The sequence below is a fragment of the Microbacterium deferens genome, from assembly GCF_045517775.1.
Taxonomy (GTDB): Bacteria; Actinomycetota; Actinomycetes; order Actinomycetales; family Microbacteriaceae; genus Microbacterium.
This window is the reverse complement of record NZ_JBEUWT010000010.1, coordinates 1-3,360: the sequence shown is the minus strand read 5'-3', so window position 1 is coordinate 3,360 and position 3,360 is coordinate 1. Positions and strand designations below refer to the sequence as shown.

General features: G+C 62.5%; 9 protein-coding genes. All 9 read left to right on the top strand.

What is annotated here, in order from left to right; genetic code table 11:
• On the top strand, window positions 1-760 hold a 760-nt coding region (locus ABTU82_RS16710; RefSeq protein WP_407174492.1), incomplete at its 5' end, for a DNA cytosine methyltransferase.
• 151 nt (window positions 761-911) lie between these two features.
• A complete protein-coding gene (locus ABTU82_RS16705; RefSeq protein WP_407174490.1) occupies window positions 912-1,040 on the top strand; it encodes a hypothetical protein in 129 nt (42 codons plus the stop codon).
• On the top strand, window positions 1,037-1,495 hold the full coding sequence (locus ABTU82_RS16700; protein ID WP_407174488.1) for a hypothetical protein: 459 nt from the start codon (window positions 1,037-1,039) through the stop codon (window positions 1,493-1,495). Before ABTU82_RS16705 ends, ABTU82_RS16700 begins: the two co-directional genes overlap by 4 nt.
• Entirely contained in the window at window positions 1,495-1,704 is a 210-nt protein-coding gene (locus ABTU82_RS16695) for a hypothetical protein (protein WP_407174487.1), read from the top strand. Before ABTU82_RS16700 ends, ABTU82_RS16695 begins: the two co-directional genes overlap by 1 nt.
• Window positions 1,701-1,949: a hypothetical protein gene (locus tag ABTU82_RS16690; RefSeq protein ID WP_407174485.1), complete on the top strand. Its 249-nt coding sequence runs from the start codon at window positions 1,701-1,703 to the stop codon at window positions 1,947-1,949. Before ABTU82_RS16695 ends, ABTU82_RS16690 begins: the two co-directional genes overlap by 4 nt.
• Window positions 1,942-2,331, top strand: a complete 390-nt coding sequence (locus ABTU82_RS16685; RefSeq protein WP_407174483.1) for a DUF4326 domain-containing protein — start codon at window positions 1,942-1,944, stop codon at window positions 2,329-2,331. The genes ABTU82_RS16690 and ABTU82_RS16685 overlap by 8 nt, the downstream gene beginning before the upstream one ends.
• Window positions 2,332-2,511: 180 nt before the next feature.
• Entirely contained in the window at window positions 2,512-2,742 is a 231-nt protein-coding gene (locus ABTU82_RS16680) for a hypothetical protein (protein ID WP_407174481.1), read from the top strand.
• On the top strand, window positions 2,742-2,906 hold the full coding sequence (locus ABTU82_RS16675) for a hypothetical protein (protein WP_407174479.1): 165 nt from the start codon (window positions 2,742-2,744) through the stop codon (window positions 2,904-2,906). Before ABTU82_RS16680 ends, ABTU82_RS16675 begins: the two co-directional genes overlap by 1 nt.
• Complete coding sequence (locus tag ABTU82_RS16670) at window positions 2,906-3,070, top strand: hypothetical protein (RefSeq protein WP_407174477.1); 165 nt, start codon at window positions 2,906-2,908, stop codon at window positions 3,068-3,070. The genes ABTU82_RS16675 and ABTU82_RS16670 overlap by 1 nt, the downstream gene beginning before the upstream one ends.
• The last annotated feature ends 290 nt before the right edge of the window (window positions 3,071-3,360 follow it).

Here is a 3,360-nt window from a genome sequence, read left to right as displayed (position 1 = left end):
CCAAACCTTCTGTATGGGAGCAGGCTCCCCCCGTATTCTCGATCTGTTCTGCTGCCAGGGCGGTGCTTCTGGTGGCTACAACAAGGCGGGGTTCTCTCCCTACGGTGTCGACATCGATCCGCAGCCGCGGTACCCATGGGCCTTCTGCCAGATGGACGCTCTGGAAGCGATGACGATCCTGAACCGTGGCGGAGTGCTTGAGTTCCTCGACGCGAAAACCGGGGAATCTGAGTGGCTTGGCCTAGCGGACTTCGCGGCTGTCGTTGCCTCTCCGCCGTGTCAGTCTTTCCTCAACCTCGGGGCTGTCAACAAGGCGCTTGGCCGCGACTACGACTACCCGAATCTCATCGGCCCGACACGCGACCTGTTGATCGACTCGGGATTGCCGTACGTGATTGAGAACGTCGAGGCCGCGAAGACGCACATGATCGATCCCGTTCGCATCTGTGGGACGGGCCTAGGGCGTCCTCTCAGGAGACACCGCCTGTTTGAGTCAAACGTGACATTGACCGGGGTTCCTTGCGCGCATGGGGCATTCACCGAGCCGCGGTACTGGACAGGCTGGCGTCCCAAGGGTGAGAAGCGGCTATCCACCGTTGTGCAGGTCTACGGCAATGCCGGTGGGCAGCACGAGTGGCCCAACGCGATGGGCATCGGATGGATGGATCGGCACGGTTTCGTCGAAGCCATCCCACCCTCATACACCGAACACCTCGGCCGGCAGCTCGTCGACCACCTGCGAAGGGAAGAAGCGGCATGAACGACCACTCTGAAGTCATTACTCGAATCAAACGGTTCTACACCGAGTCGCGCTGCTCATGCGGAGCACTGATTGGTCTAGACCTTGATGGGCTCGAAGCCGACCTCGAACACCGCGCGCACGTCGAGCGGCATCTTCCGAAGGAGGAGTCGTGACGGACAACATAACCGACCTGCGCGAAAGGCAGGTCGACCGAGAGCTGGAGCTTGAGCAGCGCGAGTTCGCTGAGGCGATGAGCCGGGCGCGGGCTGTCGCTGAACGTCAGTGGGCAGCGTCATGAGTGCCGCACAGTTCTTCTGCTCTGTAGCAACGGTGACGCTGCCGGGCGCAGAAGCATGCCCCGGACACCTCACGTGGTCTGCCTTCGGCGCACGCTACCCCGACACGGTATGCGCCTCCGTACTGGACTGGACTGGCGTCGAGCCCGGTTGGGGTCTCTGCGATGCCGACGACGACTTCCGGCCAAAAGACGTGCCATGCCCGTTCTGCGATCCGGACGCATTCATCGACTACCAGTGGTCCGTCAGCGACGGAGAGCACGTCGTCCTCTGGGAAACAGACGAGACCGCAGTGCACCCCGACACCCAGATTCACTTCCACGACGCTCAAGCCTTGTGGTGGACCGCAACACATCCAGAGCGCGGCGAGGAGCGTGTGCTGTTCCGCTCGATCCTCGACAAGTGGGAAGCGGCCGACGCACAGACTCCGATTCCAGAGGTCAGGGAGGCGGACTGATGGGCTTCGAACTCGACCTTGGAGACGGCGTAAAGCTCACCGTCTCTCACGTGCCCACACGCAAGAAGCCCTACCTGGGTATCCGGCAAGGCGGCACGTTCGTCGCTCTGGCGGAGTTCATCAGCGACGCCGACATGGACTACCTGCACGACGTCCTGAAGAAGCGAATCATCATCGTTCAACCCATCGACGAAGGAGACCAAAAGTGAGCAACGTCATCGTGAAGGAAGTGCCCGGAGCCGAGCAGGAAGCCGGCATGGGCGTGATGGTATCGACCCCGCCTCACTACGTCGTCGCATGGGGCGAGTACGCCGACCAAGGCGAAGCAGACGGCGAGATCCGGGTCATGGCCGCAGTCGACGCAAACGGGCGTGACATCACCGACAGCGTCGCATCGCTCGTCGGCGGCGCGATCCGCGAGTGGCTTGAGGTCGAGGAGGCGGAAGTTGCCTGAACGCATCCAGCAACGCCGCACCGGGGGGTGGAGGAAGCCGGAGAACACGGTCAGCGTCGCTCGACCATCTCGCTGGGGTAACCCATTCCGCATCACGCCTTCGGGGCTCACCGACTTCCCGTGGCAGGTTCGGTCGCCCACCGTTGACCACCTGCTCGGCCTGCACGACACCGAACGATCTGCGCGTGAGCACGTGGTCGAACTGTTCGAGATGCACGTCGGGCCGATGGGGTCGTTCGAGTACGACGACGAGACGCTCGCGAAGCTGCGCCATGATCTCGGCGGCAAGAACCTCATGTGCTTCTGCCCGCTCGACCAGCCATGCCACGCAGACGTGCTGCTCGAGCTCGCGAACGGAGGAACCAGCCATGCCGTTCCTTGAGGTGATGTTCAACACCACCACTGACATAGACCCGCTTCGATGCGCAGCCGGTCCTCGGTGCGGGGGCATCTTGTTCACCGCGCGTAAACGCTCGGCGATCACGGGGTCGTCGGCATTCGCGCACAACCGGCGGAAGAACCGACCCACCATCCAACAGAACAGCCCTTTAGGAGGATCAGAATGACCAAAGTAGCGAAGATCCGGAACGACGAAACCGTGGAGCCGGGCACTCTGGTCCGCTCCGCCAAGGGAGCGATCGTGTACCAGGTGCTCGAGACGCGCAAGCACCGCTTCCTCGAAGGCCGCTTGCGCGATACCCGCACTGGGCGCTCGCGAGGGTGGGAGTATCTCGACCTCATGATCCGCTGTACTGCGGACGGCGCGCCCGTCACCACAACGGCGGGTGAGTGATGTCCGCCATCGACTTCACGATCACGACGAAGCCGTACCGCGACCGGATCAAGGTTGACATCGAACGGGGAATGTACGTCACGAGCTTCGACGTCACTGCCGAGGAAGCGGAGGCGCTCATCGAAGTACTGCGAGACGCTCTCGACCAGAAAGGATCGGTGTGATGTCCGCCACGCTTGTGCAACTCGGAGTCGACAGCTTCCCGGAGATTCGCATAGAAGGCATTGAGGACGCTCGGCAATTCGTCGCCATCCTTGGGCGGAACGGCATCGCCGTGAACCTTCGCAGCGCGCCCACGGACCACACGTATGGGGCGAAAGATGCCTGATGACGAACTTCTCGCCCCCGCCGCGGATAAGTGCGTGAGGTGTGGATCGCCCGAAGCCGCACACACTGGTTGGCAAAACGGCGGACCTCATCACGACTTCAGCGCGCCCGATCGCGGCCCGTTGCCCGACCGCATCGCGACCACCTTCATCGAGACCACATGGACGTGCACTCACTGCGGCGCAGCATGCGACGTGTGGGGTGTGGCGGACAGCGAGTGGATGGATTGCGCTGAGTGCGGAAAGGCTTCTTATGTCCTCGCGTAAGTCAGTGCCCTGTTCGACCGAATCG

Excerpts from the sequence above, each read along its gene's own strand:
- ABTU82_RS16700 (WP_407174488.1), top strand. The coding sequence starts at position 1,037 with ATGAGTGCCGCACAGTTCTTCTGCTCTGTAGCAACGGTGACGCTGCCG.
- ABTU82_RS16695 (WP_407174487.1), top strand. The coding sequence starts at position 1,495 with ATGGGCTTCGAACTCGACCTTGGAGACGGCGTAAAGCTCACCGTCTCT.
- ABTU82_RS16675 (WP_407174479.1), top strand. The coding sequence starts at position 2,742 with ATGTCCGCCATCGACTTCACGATCACGACGAAGCCGTACCGCGACCGG.
- ABTU82_RS16670 (WP_407174477.1), top strand. The coding sequence starts at position 2,906 with ATGTCCGCCACGCTTGTGCAACTCGGAGTCGACAGCTTCCCGGAGATT.
- ABTU82_RS16680 (WP_407174481.1), top strand. The coding sequence starts at position 2,512 with ATGACCAAAGTAGCGAAGATCCGGAACGACGAAACCGTGGAGCCGGGC.